Below are 19,768 nucleotides of genomic sequence, written 5' to 3' on the forward strand. Positions count from 1 at the left end.
CGAGGAGACCAGATGGAGCACGGCGAACACCACGCGTGCGGGCAACGCACGCCCGTAGCGCGCACGCAGCAGCAGTCCCGCAAATCCCGGCGCAGGCTGGCAGGCACCGCCGCGGCGCTGGCCGCCGCAGCCATGCTGGCGCAGCCGGCACCCGTCGCCGCGGTCACCGTCAATGGCGACTACGCGAAGACGCGCTACCCGATCGTGCTGGTCCACGGCCTGACCGGTGCGGCGAAAATGGCCGGCGTGCTCGACTACTGGTATGGCATCCCCGAAGTGCTGCGTTCCCATGGCGCGCAGGTCTATGTGGCGACGGTGCCGTCGTTCAACAGCGATGCCGAGCGCGCGCTGGCGCTGCAGGCCTATGTACGCGCGGTCAAGCTGGAGAGCGGCGCCGACAAGGTCAACCTGATCGGACATAGCCAGGGTGGGCCCACCTCGCGCATGCTGGCGGCGATGTCGCCGCAGGACGTGGCGTCGGCCACCACCATCGGCAGCCCGCACCGCGGCAGCGAAGTGGCCGACACCGTGCTCGACCTGATCAACGGCATTGGCGCCATTCCCATCGCTGGCCCGGTGCTGGTCAGCCTGATCCAGGGCGTGTTCGACACGGTCGGCTGGTTCAACGGCATCAGCAACGGGCAGGCGCTGGACCAGGATGCGCTGGCCTCGCTCAAGAGCCTGACCACGCGCGGCGCCGCCGAACAGAATGCGCGGCTCGATGCCACGCTGGTGCCGGGCACGCAATCCGCGCTGGGCGCGGACTGCGACAGCCCCGGCGCCGTGTCCGAGCAGCGCCAGGCGCGCGACGCCGCCGGCAACCTCGTCACCCATACCCAGGCCGCGTATTCCTGGACCGGGCAGGGCGGCCCGCTCAGCCTGCTGCGTTCCAACCTGCTGGACCCGTCCACGGTCATGATGTCGACCTCGGCGGGGCTGATGGCGCTGAAGGGCGCGGGCGCCAATGACGGCCTGGTCTCGGTGTGCAGCAGCAAGTGGGGCAGGGTGCTGGCCACCGGCTACTACTGGAACCATCTCGACGAGGTCAACCAGATGGCCGGCCTGTACCAGGATGCCGATCCGCGCGCGGTCATCCTGAACCACGCCAACCGCCTGCGCAATGACCAGCTCTGAGCGTGCGCCGCGGTTATGGCTGGCCTTGCTGCCGGCCGGTGCCGCGGCCGCTGCAGTGTACTGGCTGACCATGCCGCCGGCTCAGGTGCCGGTGCCGCGGCAGGCGGCGGTGGCAATCGCCGCGGGTCCGCTTGCGCCATCGGCGGATGCGGCGCCCGCTGGCGCCGCCACCTGGGCATCGCTCGCCGGCGTGGAGATGCCCGCAGGCCCCGAGGCCGATGGCGCGGGCACGCTGCGGCTGACGCGCGCGCTGCGCACCTATTTCGATTATTTCCTGAGCGCGCGCCACGACGCCGGCGGCATCGATGCGCTCGATGCGCTGGTGCATGACGATATCCGCCGCCATGTGCCGCAGCCCGCGGCCGGGCAGGCGTGGCAGCTGTGGCGCCGCTATGTGGCCTGCCTGGCCGAGATCCAGCCCGAGGCCGCGCACAAGCCGCTGGCGGATGCGGACGGCAAGCTGGATGCACAGCAGGTGCAGCAGCTGCGCGCGCTGCTGGCGCAGCGCAACGCGGCGCGCCAGCGCTGGCTGCCCGAGGTGGCGCAGGCCTGGTTCGGCGACGAGCAGGCCTATGACGAGGCCATGCTGGCCCGGCTGGAGATCATGTCGCAGGCCAGCCTGGACGACGCGCAGCGGCGGCAGCGGCTGGCCGAGCTCGACGCCAAGCTGCCAGAGCCCTTGCGTGCCGCGCGTGAAGCCAGCGCGCGCCCGCAGGCCATCAGCCACACTATCGCCGACCTGCAGGCGGCCGGACGCAGCACACAGGACATCAGCGCCGCGCTGGCACAGGCCTACGGCGCAGGGGTGGCGCAGCGCTACCAGCAGCAGGCGCAGGCCGAGCAGTCATGGCAGCAGCGCTACCACGACTACGCCGCGCGCCGCGCGCAGATCGAGGCGTTTTCGGGGCTGTCGGAGCAGGATCGGCGGCAGCAACTGGACACGCTGCGCAGGCAGGCCTTCGACAATCCGAGCGAGGCGCTGCAGGCGGAGGTAGTCGACCAGGCGATGGCAGCGCGGCGGCAGGCACGCTAACGCCTCCGCGGTCGCATAAAAAGAAAACGGCACCGGAAAATACGGTGCCGTTTTCGATTGCCAGCGCGCTTGCGCGGCCGGCTTACATGCCGACGTAGTTCGGACCGCCGCCACCTTCCGGCGTCACCCAGACGATGTTCTGGGTCGGGTCCTTGATATCGCAGGTCTTGCAGTGCACGCAGTTCTGCGCGTTGATCTGCAGGCGCTCCTTGCCCGAGGTTTCGTCCTGCACGAACTCATACACGCCCGCCGGGCAGTAGCGCGACTCGGGGCCGGCGTACTTGTCCAAGTTGATGCTGACCGGCACGCTGGCGTCCTTCAGCGTCAGGTGCGCCGGCTGGTTTTCCTCATGGTTGGTGTTGCTGATGAACACCGAGCTGAGGCGGTCGAAGGTCAGCTTGCCGTCCGGCTTCGGATACTCGATCCTCTGGCATTCGGCCGCCGGCTTCAGGTACACGTGGTCCGGCTTGGCGCGGTGGATGGTCCAGGGCGGGTTGCGGATGCCCAGCTTGGGCAGCAGCCATTGCTCGATCCCGGTCATCAGCGTCGCGGTGGTGCGGCCCTTCTTGAACCACTGCTTGAAGTTCTTGGCCTGCAGCAGTTCCTTGTACAGCCAGCTCTGCTCGAACGCGGCCGGGTAGGCGCTCAGCTCGTCGTGCTGGCGGCCGGCCTGCAGCGCGTCGTAGGCGGCCTCGGCGGCGAGCATGCCGGTCTTGATCGCGGCATGGCTGCCCTTGATGCGCGAGGCGTTCAGGTAGCCAGCATCGCAGCCGACCAGCGCGCCGCCCGGGAACACGGTCTTGGGCAGCGACAGCAGGCCGCCCGCGGTGATGGCGCGCGCGCCGTACGACAGGCGCTTGCCGCCTTCGAAGTACTGGCGGATTTCCGGATGGGTCTTGAAGCGCTGGAATTCCTCGAACGGCGACAGCCACGGGTTGGTGTAGTCCAGCCCGACCACGAAGCCAACCGCAACCTTGTTGTCTTCCATGTGGTACAGGAACGAGCCGCCGTAGGTGGCAGAGTCCAGCGGCCAGCCGGCGGTGTGCACCACCAGGCCGGGCTTGTGCCTGGCGGGGTCGATCTCCCACAGCTCCTTCAGGCCGATGCCGTAGCTCTGCGGATCCTTGCCGGTGTCGAGGCCGAATTTCTCGATCAGCTGCTTGCCCAGGTGGCCGCGCGCGCCTTCGGCGAAGATCGTGTACTTGGCATGCAGCTCCATGCCCAGCTGGAAGTTCTCGGTCGGCTCGCCTTCCTTGTTGATGCCCATGTTGCCGGTGGCCACGCCCTTGACCGAGCCGTCTTCGTTGTACAGCACCTCGGCGGCGGCGAAGCCCGGGAAGATCTCCACGCCCAGCGCCTCGGCCTGCTGGCCCAGCCAGCGCACGAAGTTCGACAGGCTGATGATGTAGTTGCCTTCGTTGTGGAAGCACTCGGGCAGCAGCGCTGGCGGCGTGCCCCTGGAGCCGGTCTCGTTCAGGAACAGGAACTTGTCCTCGGTCACGGCCTGGTTCAGCGGCGCGCCCAGCTCCTTCCAGTTCGGAATCAGCTCGTTCAGGGCGCGCGGGTCCATGATGGCGCCCGACAGGATGTGGGCGCCGGGCTCGGAGCCCTTTTCCAGCACGCACACGTTGACGTCGGCGCCTTTCTCCTGCGCGAGTTGCTTCAGGCGGATGGCCGTGGCCAGGCCGGCGGGGCCGCCGCCGACGATGACCACGTCGTATTCCATGGCTTCGCGCGGGCCGAACTGCTCCAGGAGCTGTTGCTGATCCATTTGTCTCTAACCCTCTGTTTCTTTGCTGCTAGCTGGCAATTGTGGGAAATGCGGTGATCGTTGTGCTGAGAACCGGGCCCCGGCGCGGCGCGGGGCTGCCAGGGGGAGCCGCGCGGACGCGGCGGTGAATCGGCGCCATTTCGCCATCGAACGGCGATCAGACTGCGCTGGAACGGCGTCCGAAGGTGGCCGGATCGCGCGTTTTCCCTCTTTCCCTTTGCGGGCCAAGTTCTTAGAATCTCCGGCATTGTCCGGGACTCGCCACCCACAGGCAAGGATTTTTTTGGAACGGTCGTTCTTTTTTTTGATATGCTGCCTTCTGCTCCTGATGAGGGCTGAGGGGCTCCCGCACAAGAGGTAATCATGGGTTTGTCGATCAATCTGGAAGGCAAGGTGGCGCTGGTGACCGGCGCCTCGAGCGGGCTGGGCTCGCGGTTCGCCACGGTGCTCGCCGCCGCCGGCGCCAAGGTGGTGCTGGCCTCGCGCCGCACCGAGCGGCTCAAGGAACTGCGCGCCGCGATCGAGGCCGAGGGCGGCAGCGCGCATGTGGTGCGCCTGGACGTGACCGACCCGGACAGCATCCGCGCCGCGGTAGCGCACGCCGAGACCGAAGCCGGCGCCATCGATATCCTGGTCAACAATTCCGGCGTGTCGACCACGCAGAAGCTGACCGAGGTGGCCCCGGAGGATTTCGACTTCGTCTTCGACACCAATACCCGCGGCGCGTTTTTCGTCGCGCAGGAAGTCGCCAAGCGCATGATCGCGCGCGCCAAGGGCGCCGAGCGCAACGGCAGCCCGCTGCCGCAGGCGCGCATCGTCAATATCGCGTCGGTGGCCGGACTGAAGGTGCTGTCGCAGATCGGCGTCTATTGCATGAGCAAGGCGGCGGTGGTGCACATGACCAAGGCCATGGCGCTGGAATGGGCGCGCCATGGCATTAATTCCAACGCCATCTGCCCGGGCTATATCGACACCGATATCAACCACCACCATTGGGATTCCGACGCCGGGCAGAAGCTGATCCAGATGCTGCCGCGCAAGCGCCTGGGCAAGCCGGAAGACCTCGACGGCCTGTTGCTGCTGCTGGCCTCGGACCAGTCGCAATTCATCAACGGCGCCGTCATCACCGCCGACGACGGCATGGTCTGAGCGCCCGCGCTGACACCGGGGGCGCAAGTCCCCGCATCCCGCCCACGCGCCAAAAGCGCCGCGAGATGCCCGAGCGCCAACCCTGGGCTTATCCGGTCCCCTTGGGCGCGCCGTCGTCAGTACGCGTCAAACTTCAGAAATTTCGTGCGTGGCAGGCCAGTCTTGGCATAATCCGCCATGTCTGCAGATTAAGTCTTTACATACAAAGCGAGAACGCCGCGGTGGCCGCATGGCCCGAGCGGCCCTGGACCGGAGGCCGGGGAGATGGAGCAACAGCCAGAGGCACGGCGCAACGCCGTGCCGCAACACGTCGTCGATTCCGCGGTGATCCCGCAGGCCGCCGACGAAGCGCAGGACGCTGAATTCCGGGTATCGCCCCGCATCGAGGACTGGATTGGCGTGATCGTGATGGTGCTGCTGGTCGGCATCACCTTCGCCAACGTGGTGGTCCGCTATTTCACCGACGAGTCGTTCGCCTGGACCGAGGAATTCTCGGTGTTCCTGATGATCGTGCTGGCGCTGGTGGCCGGCAGCGCCGCGGTGGCGCGCGACCGCAATATCCGTATCGAGTTCTTCTTCGAGCGCGGCAGCGCGGCACGGCAGCGCAGGCTGGCGATCCTGTCGGCGCTGGCGGTGGCGGTGATGTTTATCGCGCTGGCCGTGCTGGGGGCGCGCATCACCTGGGACGAATACACCTTCGGCGAGACCTCGCCCGGCATCGGCGTGCCGAGCTGGTGGTACTCGATCTGGCTGCCGGTGCTGTCCGCGGGCATTGCGCTGCGCGCGCTGGCGCTGATGGCGCGCAACGTGCGCGCGCTCAAGGCGCTGCATGAACTGAGCCGGTCGGCGACGGAGCGTGCGAAATGACGCTGGTTGCCATCATCCTGTTTGTGGTCTTTATCGGCCTGATGCTGCTGGGCGTGCCCATCGGCGTGTCGCTGGGCCTGGGCGGCCTGGTCGCGATCGGCCTGTCCAATCTCGACACGCAGATGTTCGGCCTGCTGGCCGTGCCGCAGAACTTCTATGCGGGGCTGGCCAAGTATCCGCTGCTGGCGATCCCGATGTTCGTGCTGGTGGGCTCGATCTTCGACCGCTCCGGCGTGGCTCAGCGGCTGGTGACCTTTGCCATCGCCGTGGTCGGCCGCGGTCCGGGCATGCTGCCGCTGGTGGCGATCCTGGTGGCGATGTTCCTCGGCGGCATTTCCGGTTCGGGCCCGGCCAACGCGGCCGCGGTCGGCGGCGTGATGATCGCGGCGATGTCGCGCGCGGGCTATCCCGGCTCGTACAGCGCCGCGGTGGTCGGCGCGGCGGCCGCGACCGACATCCTGATCCCGCCGTCGGTGGCGTTCATCATCTACAGCGTGCTGGTGCCGGGCGCATCGGTGCCGGCGCTGTTCGCGGCCGGCATGATCCCGGGCGTGCTCGCGGGCATCGCGCTGATCGTGCCGGCGGTGTGGCTGGCGCGCAAGCACAATATGGGCGCCGCCGAAGCCGCGTTGCCGCGCCCGCCGTTCTGGAAGAGCCTGCGCGAGGCCGCGTGGGGCCTGGTGGCGCCGTTCCTGATCCTGGGCGGCATGCGCGCCGGCTGGTTCACGCCGACCGAAGCCGCTGTGGTGGCTGTGGTCTATGGCCTGTTCGTCGGCATGGTGGTGTACCGCAGCATCGGCATGCGCGACCTGTTCACCATCTTCCAGGAAGCGGCCGAAACCTCGGCGGTGATCCTGCTGGTGGTGGCGCTGGCCGGCATCTTTGCCTATGCGCTGTCGACGCTGGGGGTAATCGATCCGCTGGCGCAGGCGATCGCTACCTCCGGGCTGGGCGAATACGGCGTGCTCGCGCTGATCGTGCTGCTGCTGATGACGGTGGGCATGTTCCTCGACGGCATCTCGATCTTCCTGATCTTCGTGCCGCTGCTGCTGCCGATCGCCAATGCCTTCCAGTGGAACCCGGTGTGGTTCGGCGTGGTGCTGACGCTGAAGGTGGCGCTGGGCCAGTTCACGCCGCCGCTGGCCGTGAACCTGATGGTGTCGTGCCGGATCGCGCGCGTGCGCATGGAGGAAACCGTGCCGTGGGTGATCTGGATGCTGCTGGCGATGTTTGTCGCCATGCTGATGGTGCTGGCCTATCCGCCGCTGGCGACGTGGCTGCCGGAGTACCTTGGCTATTGATCGCTGTTGTCTTGATTTTGCATTCACCAACAAGAACCTGACGCTTTCCCCCTGAGGAGATGAAATGAAACGTCGTGCCCTGATGCTCGCCACGGCCGCCGCCCTGGCCGCTTCCGCCTTCGCGCCCGCCGGTGCGATGGCCCAGACCTACAAGTCCGAGTACAAGATGTCGCTGGTGCTCGGCCCGGCCTTCCCGTGGGGCAAGGGCGGCGAGATCTGGGCCGACCTGGTCAAGCAGCGCACCAACGGCCGCATCAACATCAAGCTGTACCCGGGCACCTCGCTGGTGGCCGGCGACCAGACCCGCGAGTTCTCGGCGATCCGCCAGGGCGTGATCGACATGGCGGTGGGCTCGACCATCAACTGGTCGCCGCAGGTCAAGGAACTGAACCTGTTCTCGCTGCCGTTCCTGATGCCCGACTACAAGGCGCTGGACGCGCTGACGCAGGGCGAAGTCGGCAAGTCGATCTTCGCCACGCTGGAGAAGGCCGGCGTGGTGCCGCTGGCCTGGGGCGAGAACGGCTTCCGCGAGGTGTCGAACTCCAAGCGCGAAATCCGCAAGCCGGAAGACCTCAAGGGCCTGAAGCTGCGCGTGGTGGGCTCGCCGCTCTACATCGAGACCTTCAACGCGCTGGGCGCCAACCCGACCCAGATGAGCTGGGCCGACGCGCAGCCGGCGATGGCCTCGGGCGCGGTCGACGGGCAGGAGAACCCGCAATCGGTGTTCGCCGCTGCCAAGCTGTACACGGTGGGCCAGAAGTTTGTGACCACCTGGGGCTACGTGGCTGACCCGCTGATCTTCGTGGTCAACAAGCAGATCTGGGAAAGCTGGACCCCGGCCGACCGCGAGATCGTCAAGCAGGCCGCCATCGACGCCGGCAAGCAGGAAATCGCGCTGGCCCGCAAGGGCCTGGCCGAGGCCGGTGCGCCCGCGTGGAAGGACATGGAGGCCCACGGCGTCAAGGTCACGCACCTGAGCCCGGCCGAGCATGACGCCTTCCGCAAGGCCACCGCCAAGGTCTACGACAAGTGGAAGAAGCAGATCGGCGCCGACCTTGTCACCAAGGCCGAAGGCGCGATTGCCAAGCGCTGAGTCATGAAGCAGGCCCGCCGGCATCGGCGGGCCTGTTGCATTGGAGGCTGAGATGAAACACGTCTACACGGTGGTCATGCCGATCCGGTGGGGCGACATGGATGCCATGGGCCATGTCAACAACACCGTCTATTTCCAGTACCTGGAGCAGGCGCGCATCGAGTGGTTCGCGTCGCTGGGCCGCGGCGGCAAGGATGCGAACGGGCAGGGGCCGGTCATCATTAACGCGCATATGACCTTCCTAAAGCAGCTGCGCTATCCGGGCCAGATCGAATGCCGCGTGTATGCGGGACAGCTGGGGCGCACCAGCTTCGAGACGCGCATGGAAATCCGGCGCACCGACCTGCCGGAGGTGGTGTGGGCCGAGGGCGGCGCCAAGGTGGTGTGGTGCGATTATGCGGCGGAGAAATCGGTGCCGGTGCCGGCGGAGATTCGGGCGATCATCGAAGGGTGATTGTTTTTCAGTGTCAGTGAGCCACCAGCCGCTGCACCAGATCCACCGACGTACTTGCTCCATACTTCTTCATCAGCCGCGCCCGATAGATATCGACCGTGCGCGGGCTGATCGCCAGCAGCTTGCCGATCTGCTTGCTGGTCTTGCCTTCCACCAGCTGCGCCGCGATCTCGCGTTCGCGCGCGGTCAGTTCGGCGGTGACCTGGCGCTTCTGCGACAAGTCCTCGAAAGTCCAGATGCCGGCGCCGAGCGGCTGGCTCCGGTCCAGCGCGCGGCCGGTGACGTGGCACCAGAACAATTCGCCGCCGGCGCGCTTCATGATGCGCTCGTCCGAATACATGCCGCGCTTGCCCATGATCGGCGCGATGCGCGCGCCGGTACGCTCGAACTCGTCGGCGGTGGGGTAGAGCACCTGGAACGACTGGCCCAGCAGGGCCTCGCGCGTGGTGCCGAAGATGCGGCAGACCTCTTCGTTGCAATCCTCGATCACGCGCTCGCGTGACAGCACCAGGCCCACGGGGGCGAGCTGGAAGGCGGTCTGGTAGTCGATGGCGGGCATCTGCTTATGTATTTTTACGTAATGGCGTAGCCGGCTGTGCTTGCGTATGCTGTCGGTCGGACGCGTTACGGCGACGGCCGATCGCCCGTTGCCGATTGTACCGTTACAATTTCCTTGCGTCGCCCGCCGCACTACCCGCCGGCGGGGAGATCGACAGGGACTACCGAGGAAGGAGCGAAGCATGAACAAGGTCTACGCCAGCGCCGCAGAAGCGCTTGCAGGCGTCGTCCGCGACGGCCAGACGATCGCTGTGGGCGGTTTCGGCCTGTGCGGCATCCCCGAGGCGCTGATCGGCGCGCTGCGCGACAGCGGCGCCAAGCAGCTGACCTGCATCTCCAACAATGCCGGCGTCGACGGCTTCGGCCTGGGCCTGCTGCTGGCCACGCGCCAGATCAAGAAGATGATTTCGTCCTACGTGGGCGAGAACAAGGAGTTCGAGCGCCAGTACCTGGCCGGCGAACTGGAGCTGGAATTCACCCCGCAGGGCACGCTGGCCGAAAAGCTGCGCGCCGGCGGCTCGGGCATCCCGGCCTTCTTCACCAAGACCGGGGTCGGCACCATCGTCGCGGAAGGCAAGGAAATCCGCGAATTCGACGGCGAAAAGTACGTGATGGAGCGTTCGCTGACCGCCGACGTCGCGCTGGTCAAGGCCTGGAAGGCCGACAAGGCCGGCAACCTGGTGTTCCGCCGCACCGCGCGCAACTTCAACCCGATGTGCGCCATGGCGGGCAAGGTCACCGTGGCCGAGGTCGAGCAGATCGTCGAGACCGGCGAGCTTGATCCGGACGAGATCCACCTGGCCGGCATCTTCGTGCAGCGCCTGGTGCTCAACGCCAACCCCGAGAAACGCATCGAGCAGCGCACCGTGCGCGCGGCCAGCTAAGGAGACCCATCATGGCATGGACACGTGACGAAATGGCCGCGCGCGCCGCGGCCGAGCTGCAGGACGGTTTCTACGTCAACCTGGGCATCGGGCTGCCGACGCTGGTGGCAAACTGGGTGCCCGAAGGCATGGAAGTCTGGCTGCAATCCGAGAACGGCCTGCTCGGCATCGGCCCGTTCCCGACCGAGGCCGAGGTCGACGCCGACATGATCAACGCCGGCAAGCAGACCGTGACCACGCTGCCGGGCTCGTCGATCTTCTCGTCGGCCGACTCGTTCGCGATGATCCGCGGCGGCCACATCAACCTGGCCATCCTGGGCGCGATGCAGGTCAGCGAGAAGGGCGACCTGGCGAACTGGATGATCCCCGGCAAGATGGTCAAGGGCATGGGCGGCGCGATGGACCTGGTCGCCGGCGTCGGCCGCGTGGTGGTGCTGATGGAACACACCGCCAAGAAGAAGGACGGCACCGAGGATCTCAAGATCCTGAAGCAGTGCAACCTGCCGCTGACCGGCGTGGGCGTGGTCAACCGCATCATCACCGACCTGGGCGTGATCGACGTGACCGCGGACGGCCTCAAGCTGGTGGAGACCGCGCCGGGCGTCAGCCGCGAGGAAATCCAGGCGAAGACGGGGGCGCCGCTGCTGTAAGCAGGTTCGGGCGGCACGCCGACATCAGCAACCCCCTGCAAGCTATGCGCTTGCAGGGGGTTCTTGTTTTCAGGCTACCTTGAGCGTGAGGTGACCGATCGGCTCCGGCGCGGGGCTGACCGTGATTTCGATGTCGTACCCAAGCCGGTTCAGGCAGTCCATCAGCTTGCGCTCCGACAGGTTGGCGAAGTCGCCGCGAAGCAGTCCGGAGACCTTCGGTTGCGGGATGCCCATGCGGTGGGCCGCTTCTTCCTGGGTCAGGCCAAGGCTGCGTACGGCTCGCGTGATCTCGATGGCCAGTCCGGACTTGATCCGGAGCTTGTCGGCCTCGGGGACGCCCAGGTCGGCAAACACGTTGCCGGAGCTGGCCTCGACCTCGATGCCGTCAATCCTGCGTTTTGCCATGTCGTAACTCCCATGCCAGCGCTTCGGCGACCTTCAGCCTGGCGCCAATGATTTCGATGTCTGCCTTCGGCGTGGCAATGCCGCGTTTGCTCTTCTTCTGGAAGCAGTGAAGGACGAACACCGCTTCAGCAAATTTCACGGTATAGACGGCGCGGTACGTGCCGGCAGCGTCGTCCTCGAGTATTTCGAGCACCCCGGCGCTGCCAAAACCTTTTAGAGTCTTCGCCGCATCATGTCGCTCTCCACGCTGGGCAAAATGCAGGGCATGGCCGAAAAACCTCCGCACGTCGAGCGGAAGCGCCGTCAGGTCCTTCTTGCTGCTCCCGATCCAGAAGAGTGGTTTTTCCTTGGCTGGCATCCAGGCAATATACCTGAACTGGTATAAACCAGCGCCGCCGGAAACGCAAGGCTTGATTTGAGTCAGGTTTCAGTCCGTCACAGGGGCGGGTGGTGCTTCGACCTATGTCGTATGGACGACGCTGCTAGCTCTTTCGGCGAATGGCCGGGCTCCTGGCCTTGCCACTAAGCTGGCCGCTTTCCGTAGGGGCGTTGCCCCCTGCGATGAACCGATTTGATGGAAGGTGCGCGATGCCCGCTTCCCCCACCCGATCCCTGCCACTGGTCTACGCCTGCTCCGGCTGCTCCAGCGTGGCGCAGCTGGCCAATGCCTGCGCGGTGCGGCTGGACCGCGGCGGCCGCGCGGAGATGTCGTGCATCAGCGGGGTGGGCGGCGGCGTGCCGGCGCTGACGCGGGTGGCGCGATCGGGCCGGCCGATCCTGGCGCTGGACGGGTGCTCGCTGGCTTGCGTGCAGGCGTGCCTGGCCAACGCGGGCGTGGTGCCGGACCAGCACCTGGTGCTGAACCGGCTGGGCGCGGTCAAGCGCCAGCACGGTGAATGCACCGAGGGCGAGACCGAGGCGGTGTGGCGGGAGGTTGAGTCGGCGCTGCAGCGCCTGGCAGGGGAGTAGGGCATTGCCGGATGCGCCGCGGCGCATCCGGCGCGGGGCACGTCAGGCCGCCGGCTTGTTGTGGCGGCTGAACACCGAGGCGGCGCCGTCGGCCTTGACCAGCATAACGTCGAAGGGATCCTTGCGCGGTCCCTGTTCCATGCCCGGCGAGCCGACCGGCATGCCCGGCACCGCCAGCCCGACCGCCCTGGGTTTGGCGGCCAGCAGTTTGCGGATATCGGCGGCGGGCACGTGGCCCTCGATCGCATAGCCGGCGATATGGCCGGTGTGGCAGGAGCTGAAGCGCTCCGGCATGCCGAAGCGCTTGCGGTATTCGCCGGTATCCTCGACGTCGTGCACTGTCACGGTGAAGCCGTTGGCGCGCAGGTGCTTGACCCATTCCTCGCAGCAGCCGCACAGCGGGCTCTTGTAGACGTCGATGGCCAGCGGCTTCGCCTGCGCGAACGCATCCGCCGCGGGTCCAAGCACGCCCACGGCGAGCGTGCCGAGCGCGAGCGCGCCCAGGGTCCCGAGGAAACGTCGTCGTTGCACCATGGCTTTTTGCTCCTTTGTGGCGCCCGGACGTGGCACCTTACTGCGCCACCCAGCCGCCATCCATGTTCCAGATCGCGCCGCGCACCTGGCGGGCGGCTTCGGACGACAGGAACACGGCCAGCGCGCCCAGCTCGTCGGGGGTCACGAACTGACCCGAGGGCTGTTTCTCCAGCACCAGCTCGCGCTTGGCCTGCTCGACCGGGATGCCTTCCTTCTGCGCGCGGGCTTCGACCTGCTTCTGCACCAACGGCGTCAGCACCCAGCCCGGGCAGATCGCGTTGGCGGTCACGCCGGTCTGCGCGGTTTCCAGCGCTGTGACCTTGGTGAAGCCGACGATGCCGTGCTTGGCCGCCACATAGGCCGATTTCTGCGCCGAGGCCACCAGCCCGTGGGTCGAGGCGACATTGATGATGCGCCCCCAGTTCTTCTGCTTCATGCCGGGCAGCGCCAGGCGCGTGGTATGGAAGGCCGAGGTCAGGTTGATGGCGATGATCGCGTCCCAGCGCTCGGGCGGGAAGTCCTCGATGGCCGCGACGTGCTGGATGCCGGCATTGTTGACCAGGATGTCGGCGCCGCCGAAGTCGGCCTGGGCATAGCGCATCATGTCTTCGATCTCGGCCGCCTTGCTCATGTCGGCGCCGTGATAGCCGACGCGGATCCCCTGGCCGGCCTGCGCGATCTCGCTCTTTGCGGCGTCCGCGTCACCGAAGCCGTTGACGATGATGTGGGCGCCCTGCGCCGCCAGCGCCTTTGCGATGCCGAGCCCGATGCCGCTGGTCGAGCCAGTCACCAGTGCGGTCTTGCCGTTGAGCATGTAAGCCTCCGTCGAGAGAAAGGGAATGCCACGACAGGACAGCCGCCGGATGGGCGGCGCGCGCCGTGGCGGTGCGCGCCCCGCGCGCGGGGCGCGGACACTGTGCTGTGGCATTGTACCCGCTGCGGCGTACAATCCAGCTTTGCTCAACTTCCGGCGGCGGCGCCTGCTGGCGCCTTGCGTCCGGTTTGCCAGGGAGTCCAGATGTCTGCCAGTCCGCGTCTCGGTTTCGTCCAGTGCATCAGTCCGGGGGGCCTGCACCGCATGGCCTACCACGAGTGGGGCGACCCCGCCAATCCGCGCGTGCTGGTGTGCGCGCACGGCCTGACTCGCACCGGGCGCGACTTCGACGCCGTCGCCAGCGCGCTGTGCGGTGACTATCGCGTGGTATGCCCGGACGTGGCCGGACGCGGCCGCTCGGAATGGCTGGCCAATCCGGACAGCTACATCGTGCCGCAGTACGTGTCCGACATGGTCACGCTGATCGCGCGGCTCAACGTCGAGCAGGTGGACTGGTTCGGCACCTCGATGGGCGGGCTGATCGGCATGGGCCTGGCCGGCCTGCCGAAGTCGCCGGTGCGCAAGCTGCTGCTCAATGACGTCGGTCCCCGCATCGCTCCCTCGGCGGTCGAGCGCATCGGTGCCTACCTGGGCCTGCCGGTGCGCTTCAAGACCTTCGAGGAAGGGCTGGCGTACCTGCAGACCATCAGCGCCTCGTTCGGGCGCCACAGCGCCGAGCAGTGGCGCGAGCTGAACGCCGCCATCCTGAAGCCGGTGCAGGGCGCCGATGGCCTGGAATGGGGCTTGCATTACGATCCGCAGCTGGCGGTTCCGTTCCGCAAATCCACGCCCGAGGCCATCGCCGCCGGCGAAGCCGCGCTGTGGCGCAGCTTCGAAGCCATCGAGGCCCCGGTGCTGGTGGTGCGCGGCGCGCAGTCCGACCTGCTGCTGCGCGAGACGGTGGCCGAGATGGTGGCGCGCGGCAAGCATGTGAGTTCGGTGGAAGTGCCCGACGTGGGCCACGCCCCCACCTTTGTCGATCCGGCGCAGATCGCGATCGTGCGCCAGTTCTTTACCGGCGCCTGAGCGCGCCCGTTGCGGCCACTTTGCCATCCGGCTGTTTTTTATCGAGTTACGCATTGCCATGAGTCTTCCTGAACTGAAGCGCGCCCACGTGGGCAAGCGCTTGTCCGAATATGCGGTCTACAACGGTGTGGTCTATCTGGCCGGCCAGGTGCCCGAGGTCGATCCCAAGGCTGATATCCGCGGCCAGACGCGCGAGGTGCTGGGCCATATCGACCGCCTGCTGGCCGAGGCCGGCAGCGACAAGACCCGCATCCTGTCGTGCCAGATCTTCCTGACCAACATCGATTTGATCGGCGAGATGAACGAGGTCTGGGATGCCTGGGTGCCGCAAGGCAACACGCCGCCGCGCGCCACCGTCGAAGCCCGCCTGGCCAATCCCGATTACCTGATCGAAGTGGTGGTGACCGCTGCGCTCAACTGATGCAGGCGCTGTGACATGGTGACGTCGACCGACCTGGCTGGCCGGGTCGCGGGCATTCCGGATACCGAGCTGGTCGAGCGCGCACTGGCGTACGTGCGCGAGCACGGCGCCGGCGTGGCGCTGCCCACCGGCGAGAACGTGCAGTCGCACGCGGAGGGGATGCTGCGCATCCTCGACGGCCTCCGCGTGGACGATTCCGCGCGCGCGGCAGCGTGCCTGTTCGGGCTGGCGGCATTCGTGCCCGAGACCGAGGCCGAGATCGAGCCGCGCTTCGGCGAGGAAGTGGCACGGCTGGTCAACGGCGTGCGGCAGCTGCTGCGCATCGGCGCCATCGCCGGCAATCGCCCTGAGGTGGAGTCGGCCGCGCCGTCGAAGAATGAAGCCCAGGCGCGCCACGAGCAGGTCGAGGCGCTGCGCAAGATGCTGCTGGCGTTTGCGCAGGACATCCGCGTGGTGCTGGTGCGGCTGGCCTCGCGGCTGCAGACGCTGCGCTGGCTGGCTGAAACCAAGCAGTCGCCGCTGCCCGGCGTGGCGCGCGAAACGCTCGACATCTACGCGCCGCTGGCCAACCGCCTGGGCATCTGGCAGATGAAGTGGGAGCTGGAAGACCTGGCGTTCCGCTTCGAGCAGCCCGATACCTACAAGCGCATCGCCAGGCTGCTGGATGAAAAGCGCATCGAGCGCGAAGGCTATATCGCCGGCGCGATCGCGCGGCTGCAGTCCGAACTGGCCACCGCCGGCATCCGCGCCGAGGTGAGCGGCCGGCCCAAGCATATCTACAGCATCTGGAAGAAGATGCGCGGCAAGGAGCTGGATTTTGCCGACCTGTACGATGTGCGCGCCTTCCGCGTGATCGTCGACGATATCAAGGACTGCTACACGGTGCTCGGCATCGTCCACCATATCTGGCAGCCGATCCCGCGCGAGTTCGACGACTACATCTCGCGGCCCAAGGCCAACGGCTACAAGTCGCTGCACACGGTGGTGATCGGCGACGACGGGCGCGCCTTCGAGGTGCAGATCCGCACCCACGAGATGCACCACTTCGCCGAATACGGCGTGGCGGCGCACTGGCGCTACAAGGAGGCGGGCAGCCGCGGTTATGCCGGGCAGTTCTCCGCCAGCGAGCGCTACGACGAAAAGATCGCCTGGCTGCGCCAGCTGCTGGCGTGGAAGGACGATGCCGACCACAGCGTGGCGCACGACGAATCGTGGGAGCAGATCAAGCACGCCGCGATCGACGACCACATCTACGTGCTGACGCCGCAGGCGCGCGTGGTGGCGCTGCCGCAGGGTGCGACCGCGGTGGATTTCGCCTACTACCTGCACAGCGACCTCGGTCACCGCTGCCGCGGCGCGCGCGTGGACGGCACCATGGTGCCGCTGAACACGCCGCTCAAGAACGGCCAGACCGTCGAGATCATCGCGGTCAAGCAAGGCGGGCCGTCGCGCGACTGGCTCAATGCCGACCTCGGCTACCTCGCCAGCAGCCGCGCGCGCGCCAAGGTGCGCGCGTGGTTCAACGCGTTGGACTCGCAGGAAACCATCGCCCAGGGCCGTGCGCTGATCGACAAGACGCTGCAGCGCGAAGGCAAGACCGCGGTCAAGCTGGAAGACCTGGCGACGCGGCTGGGCTTCAAGACCCCCGACGAACTGTTCGCCGCGGTGGCCAAGGACGAGTTCAGCCTGCGCCATGTGGAGCACGCGCTGCGCCACCCCGAGGGTGAGGTGCAGGCGCCGCTGAGCGAGGAAGACGCCGTCACCAAGAAGAGCCGCGCCACCAGCGTGGCGCGCGGCGCCAAGAGCGGCGTGCTGGTGGTAGGCGTCGATTCGCTGATGACGCAGATGTCGCGCTGCTGCAAGCCGGCGCCGCCAGACGAAATCGTCGGCTTCGTCACGCGCGGGCGCGGGGTGTCGATCCATCGCCGCAACTGCCATACCTTCCAGCAGCTGTCGGCGCGCGCGCCGGAGCGGGTGATCCAGACCGAGTGGGGCAAGAAGAGCCACGCCGCGGTCTATCCGGTCGATATCCAGGTCGAGGCCATCGACCGGCAAGGCTTGCTGCGCGACATCTCCGAAGTGCTGTCGCGCGAGAAGATCAACGTCACCGGGGTCAAGACGCTATCCAGCAAGGGCGTGGCGCGCATGCAGTTCACCGCCGAGGTCTCCGAGGCCACGCAGCTGCAGCGGGCGCTGCTGCTGATCGAGGAAGTCCAGGGGGTGTTGCAGGCGAAAAGAAAGTGATGCTATACTTGCGCCTTCGCTAGGCTCGTAGCTCAGCTGGTTAGAGCACCACCTTGACATGGTGGGGGTCGTTGGTTCGAGTCCAATCGAGCCTACCAACGAATTGCAGTAGAAAGAAGTAAAGCAAGTCCGATTCAACCCCATACGGAACGGAAGCGCATCATGGTTATGACACCGCGAACTACTACCGCTGGCAAGCGACAGTAGTCGAGGTGCGCCTTCGGCCCGGTTGGATCGGGTTTGACAAAGAGAAACGCGGCCTTGGCCGCGTTTTTTTTCGTCCGTCGCTTGCCAGCAGCCCTGATAAGCTGCCGCCTTCCCGCGCGGCAGGGCGGGGCAGCCAAGAACACATCGCCAGCGCGCAGGCATGCGGGCCGGTGCCACAAGATGCAGTTTGATCCGCTCAGGCCAGGTGCAAGGCGCCGCCGGCGGAACCTGGAGAGTCGAAATGATCGCAATCACGCTGCCGGACGGGTCCCGCCGCGAGTTTCCCGGCCCGGTGACGGTTGCCGAAGTGGCGCAGAGCATCGGCGCCGGCCTGGCCAAGGCCGCGCTGGCCGGCAAGGTGGATGGCCAGTTGGTCGACACCAGCTACAGGATCGAGCGCGATGCGGAACTGGCCATCGTCACGGACAAGGATGCCGACGGCGTCGATGTGATCCGCCACTCCACGGCACACTTGCTGGCCTATGCCGTCAAGGAGCTGTACCCGGACGCGCAGGTGACGATCGGGCCGGTGATCGAGAACGGCTTCTACTACGACTTCGCCTACAAGCGCCCCTTCACGCCGGAAGACCTCGCCGCCATCGAGAAGAAGATGACGGAACTGACCCGCAAGGACGAAAAAGTCACGCGCGAAGTGTGGAACCGTGATGAGGCGGTGGCGCTGTTCGAGTCGATGGGCGAGAAGTACAAGGCCGAGATCATCGGCTCGATCCCGGCCGACCAGGAAATCGGCCTGTACCGCGAAGGCAATTTCGTCGACCTGTGCCGCGGGCCGCACGTGCCGTCGACGGGCAAGCTCAAGGTCTTCAAGCTGATGAAGGTGGCCGGCGCCTACTGGCGCGGCGATGCCAACAACGAGATGCTCCAGCGCATCTACGGCACGGCATGGGCGAAGAAGGAAGACCAGGAAGCCTACCTGCACATGCTGGAAGAGGCCGAGAAGCGCGACCACCGCAAGCTGGGCAAGACGCTGGACCTGTTCCACCTGCAGGAAGAGGCGCCCGGCATGGTCTTCTGGCATCCCAAGGGCTGGCAGGTGTGGCAGGCCGTCGAACAGTACATGCGCGGCCGCCTGACGGAAGCCGGCTATGACGAGGTGCGCACGCCGCAGGTGATGGATCGTTCGCTGTGGGAGAAGTCAGGCCACTGGCAGAACTACAAGGAGAACATGTTCGTCACGGAGTCGGAGAAGCGCGACTACGCGATCAAGCCGATGAACTGCCCTGGCCATGTGCAGATCTTCAACCACGGCCTGCGCTCGTACCGCGACCTGCCACTGCGCCTGGCCGAGTTCGGCGCCTGCCATCGCAACGAGCCTTCCGGCGCGCTGCACGGGCTGATGCGCGTGCGCGGCTTTGTGCAGGACGATGCGCATATCTTCTGCACGGAAGAACAGATCGTCGCCGAGGCCAAAGCCTTCAACGAACTGGCGTTCTCGGTCTATGACGACTTCGGCTTCAAGGATGTGAAGGTCAAGCTGTCGCTGCGCCCGGACCAGCGCGCCGGTTCGGACGAGATCTGGGACCATGCCGAGGAAGGCCTGCGCCTGGCGCTGCGCGCCTGCGGCGTGGATTGGGAGGAGCTGCCCGGCGAGGGCGCCTTCTACGGCCCCAAGGTGGAATACCACATCAAGGACGCGATCGGCCGCTCGTGGCAGTGCGGCACGCTGCAGCTGGACCTGGTGCTGCCCGAGCGCCTGGATGCCGAGTACGTCTCCGAGGACAACTCGCGCAAACGCCCGGTGATGCTCCATCGTGCCATCCTGGGCTCGTTCGAGCGCTTCCTGGGCATCTTGCTGGAAAACCACGCCGGTGCGCTGCCGGCCTGGCTGGCCCCGGACCAGGTGGTGGTGATGAATATTGCGGATTCGCAGGCAGAATACGCCGAAAGCGTCGTGCAATTGCTGCAAAAACAAGGGTTTAGGGCCAAGGCCGATTTGCGTAACGAGAAAATTACGTATAAAATCCGCGAGCATTCGCTTCAAAAGGTCCCCTACCTGCTGGTAGTGGGTGACAAGGAGCGGGATGCCAATCAAGTGGCCGTGCGTGCCCGTGGCAACGTGGATCTGGGTGTGATGCCCGTCTCCGCGTTTGCTGAGCGTCTGCAACACGACGTCGCCAGCAAAGCCTGAGGGTGGTGAGCACGGCTTGTTTTTTTGTCTTCTTGAGGTAACGCA

The 19,768-nt window shown here is 66.5% G+C and carries 20 protein-coding genes and 1 tRNA gene; 15 read left to right on the top strand and 6 right to left on the bottom strand.

Annotation, left to right across the window (positions count from 1 at the left end):
* Positions 1 to 12 precede the first annotated feature (12 nt).
* Positions 13 to 1,134, top strand: a complete 1,122-nt coding sequence (locus tag CBM2588_RS07350) for an esterase/lipase family protein (protein WP_115679978.1) — start codon at positions 13 to 15, stop codon at positions 1,132 to 1,134.
* On the top strand, positions 1,121 to 2,167 hold the full coding sequence (locus tag CBM2588_RS07355) for a lipase secretion chaperone (protein WP_231942115.1): 1,047 nt from the start codon (positions 1,121 to 1,123) through the stop codon (positions 2,165 to 2,167). Before CBM2588_RS07350 ends, CBM2588_RS07355 begins: the two co-directional genes overlap by 14 nt.
* An 82-nt stretch (positions 2,168 to 2,249) precedes the next feature.
* Here CBM2588_RS07355 and CBM2588_RS07360 read toward each other — a convergent pair whose 3' ends face one another.
* Positions 2,250 to 3,938, bottom strand: coding sequence for an electron transfer flavoprotein-ubiquinone oxidoreductase (locus CBM2588_RS07360; protein ID WP_115679980.1), 1,689 nt, complete (start codon positions 3,936 to 3,938; stop codon positions 2,250 to 2,252).
* 363 nt (positions 3,939 to 4,301) lie between these two features.
* Here CBM2588_RS07360 and CBM2588_RS07365 point away from each other — a divergent pair, with 363 nt between their 5' ends.
* The 5 genes from CBM2588_RS07365 (at position 4,302) to CBM2588_RS07385 (ending at position 8,802) form a co-directional block, all read left to right on the top strand.
* Positions 4,302 to 5,087, top strand: coding sequence for an SDR family oxidoreductase (locus tag CBM2588_RS07365; RefSeq protein ID WP_018006823.1), 786 nt, complete (start codon positions 4,302 to 4,304; stop codon positions 5,085 to 5,087).
* A 264-nt stretch (positions 5,088 to 5,351) separates the two neighbouring features.
* The gene (locus tag CBM2588_RS07370; RefSeq protein ID WP_115679981.1) at positions 5,352 to 5,954 is read left to right on the top strand and encodes a TRAP transporter small permease; all 603 of its coding nucleotides are present in this window, start codon (positions 5,352 to 5,354) and stop codon (positions 5,952 to 5,954) included.
* Positions 5,951 to 7,255, top strand: a complete 1,305-nt coding sequence (locus CBM2588_RS07375) for a TRAP transporter large permease (RefSeq protein ID WP_172581733.1) — start codon at positions 5,951 to 5,953, stop codon at positions 7,253 to 7,255. Before CBM2588_RS07370 ends, CBM2588_RS07375 begins: the two co-directional genes overlap by 4 nt.
* Positions 7,256 to 7,319: 64 nt before the next feature.
* The gene (locus CBM2588_RS07380) at positions 7,320 to 8,348 is read left to right on the top strand and encodes a DctP family TRAP transporter solute-binding subunit (RefSeq protein ID WP_115679982.1); all 1,029 of its coding nucleotides are present in this window, start codon (positions 7,320 to 7,322) and stop codon (positions 8,346 to 8,348) included.
* Positions 8,349 to 8,400: 52 nt separating this feature from the next.
* Positions 8,401 to 8,802 carry an acyl-CoA thioesterase gene (locus CBM2588_RS07385; RefSeq protein WP_115679983.1) on the top strand — a complete coding sequence of 134 codons (402 nt, stop codon included), beginning with the start codon at positions 8,401 to 8,403 and terminating at the stop codon, positions 8,800 to 8,802.
* A gap of 13 nt (positions 8,803 to 8,815) precedes the next feature.
* On the opposite strand, the gene CBM2588_RS07390 is transcribed toward CBM2588_RS07385, so the two are convergent.
* On the bottom strand, positions 8,816 to 9,361 hold the full coding sequence (locus CBM2588_RS07390; RefSeq protein ID WP_018006818.1) for a PAS and helix-turn-helix domain-containing protein: 546 nt from the start codon (positions 9,359 to 9,361) through the stop codon (positions 8,816 to 8,818).
* Between the two features lie 181 nt (positions 9,362 to 9,542).
* Between CBM2588_RS07390 and CBM2588_RS07395 the strand changes: the two genes are divergently transcribed.
* Complete coding sequence (locus CBM2588_RS07395) at positions 9,543 to 10,244, top strand: CoA transferase subunit A (protein ID WP_012352543.1); 702 nt, start codon at positions 9,543 to 9,545, stop codon at positions 10,242 to 10,244.
* Positions 10,245 to 10,255: 11 nt separating this feature from the next.
* Positions 10,256 to 10,894, top strand: a complete 639-nt coding sequence (locus CBM2588_RS07400) for a CoA transferase subunit B (RefSeq protein ID WP_018006816.1) — start codon at positions 10,256 to 10,258, stop codon at positions 10,892 to 10,894.
* 69 nt (positions 10,895 to 10,963) lie between these two features.
* On the opposite strand, the gene CBM2588_RS07405 is transcribed toward CBM2588_RS07400, so the two are convergent.
* Both CBM2588_RS07405 and CBM2588_RS07410 read right to left on the bottom strand, forming a co-directional pair.
* Positions 10,964 to 11,299, bottom strand: a complete 336-nt coding sequence (locus tag CBM2588_RS07405) for a helix-turn-helix domain-containing protein (RefSeq protein WP_115679984.1) — start codon at positions 11,297 to 11,299, stop codon at positions 10,964 to 10,966.
* Positions 11,280 to 11,657, bottom strand: coding sequence for a type II toxin-antitoxin system RelE/ParE family toxin (locus CBM2588_RS07410; RefSeq protein ID WP_115679985.1), 378 nt, complete (start codon positions 11,655 to 11,657; stop codon positions 11,280 to 11,282). Before CBM2588_RS07410 ends, CBM2588_RS07405 begins: the two co-directional genes overlap by 20 nt.
* 230 nt (positions 11,658 to 11,887) lie before the next feature.
* Between CBM2588_RS07410 and CBM2588_RS07415 the strand changes: the two genes are divergently transcribed.
* Complete coding sequence (locus tag CBM2588_RS07415; protein ID WP_115679986.1) at positions 11,888 to 12,268, top strand: putative zinc-binding protein; 381 nt, start codon at positions 11,888 to 11,890, stop codon at positions 12,266 to 12,268.
* Positions 12,269 to 12,310: 42 nt separating this feature from the next.
* Here CBM2588_RS07415 and CBM2588_RS07420 read toward each other — a convergent pair whose 3' ends face one another.
* Both CBM2588_RS07420 and CBM2588_RS07425 read right to left on the bottom strand, forming a co-directional pair.
* A complete protein-coding gene (locus CBM2588_RS07420) occupies positions 12,311 to 12,802 on the bottom strand; it encodes a DUF411 domain-containing protein (protein ID WP_115679987.1) in 492 nt (163 codons plus the stop codon).
* A gap of 37 nt (positions 12,803 to 12,839) precedes the next feature.
* Entirely contained in the window at positions 12,840 to 13,616 is a 777-nt protein-coding gene (locus tag CBM2588_RS07425) for a 3-hydroxybutyrate dehydrogenase (protein ID WP_115679988.1), read from the bottom strand.
* Between the two features lie 204 nt (positions 13,617 to 13,820).
* On the opposite strand from CBM2588_RS07425, the gene CBM2588_RS07430 reads away from it, so the two are divergent.
* The 5 genes from CBM2588_RS07430 to thrS all read left to right on the top strand — a co-directional run bounded on the left by CBM2588_RS07430 (position 13,821) and on the right by thrS (position 19,723).
* Complete coding sequence (locus CBM2588_RS07430) at positions 13,821 to 14,702, top strand: alpha/beta fold hydrolase (RefSeq protein WP_115679989.1); 882 nt, start codon at positions 13,821 to 13,823, stop codon at positions 14,700 to 14,702.
* A gap of 58 nt (positions 14,703 to 14,760) precedes the next feature.
* Positions 14,761 to 15,123: a RidA family protein gene (locus CBM2588_RS07435; protein WP_012352549.1), complete on the top strand. Its 363-nt coding sequence runs from the start codon at positions 14,761 to 14,763 to the stop codon at positions 15,121 to 15,123.
* A 15-nt stretch (positions 15,124 to 15,138) separates the two neighbouring features.
* Positions 15,139 to 17,367 carry a RelA/SpoT family protein gene (locus CBM2588_RS07440; protein WP_115679990.1) on the top strand — a complete coding sequence of 743 codons (2,229 nt, stop codon included), beginning with the start codon at positions 15,139 to 15,141 and terminating at the stop codon, positions 17,365 to 17,367.
* Positions 17,368 to 17,388: 21 nt separating this feature from the next.
* Positions 17,389 to 17,465: transfer RNA gene (locus CBM2588_RS07445), tRNA-Val, on the top strand.
* Between the two features lie 350 nt (positions 17,466 to 17,815).
* Positions 17,816 to 19,723, top strand: coding sequence for a threonine--tRNA ligase (gene thrS, locus CBM2588_RS07450; protein WP_115679991.1), 1,908 nt, complete (start codon positions 17,816 to 17,818; stop codon positions 19,721 to 19,723).
* Positions 19,724 to 19,768 lie beyond the last annotated feature (45 nt).

The organism is Cupriavidus taiwanensis, from assembly GCF_900250075.1.
Lineage (GTDB): Bacteria > Pseudomonadota > Gammaproteobacteria > Burkholderiales > Burkholderiaceae > Cupriavidus > Cupriavidus taiwanensis_C.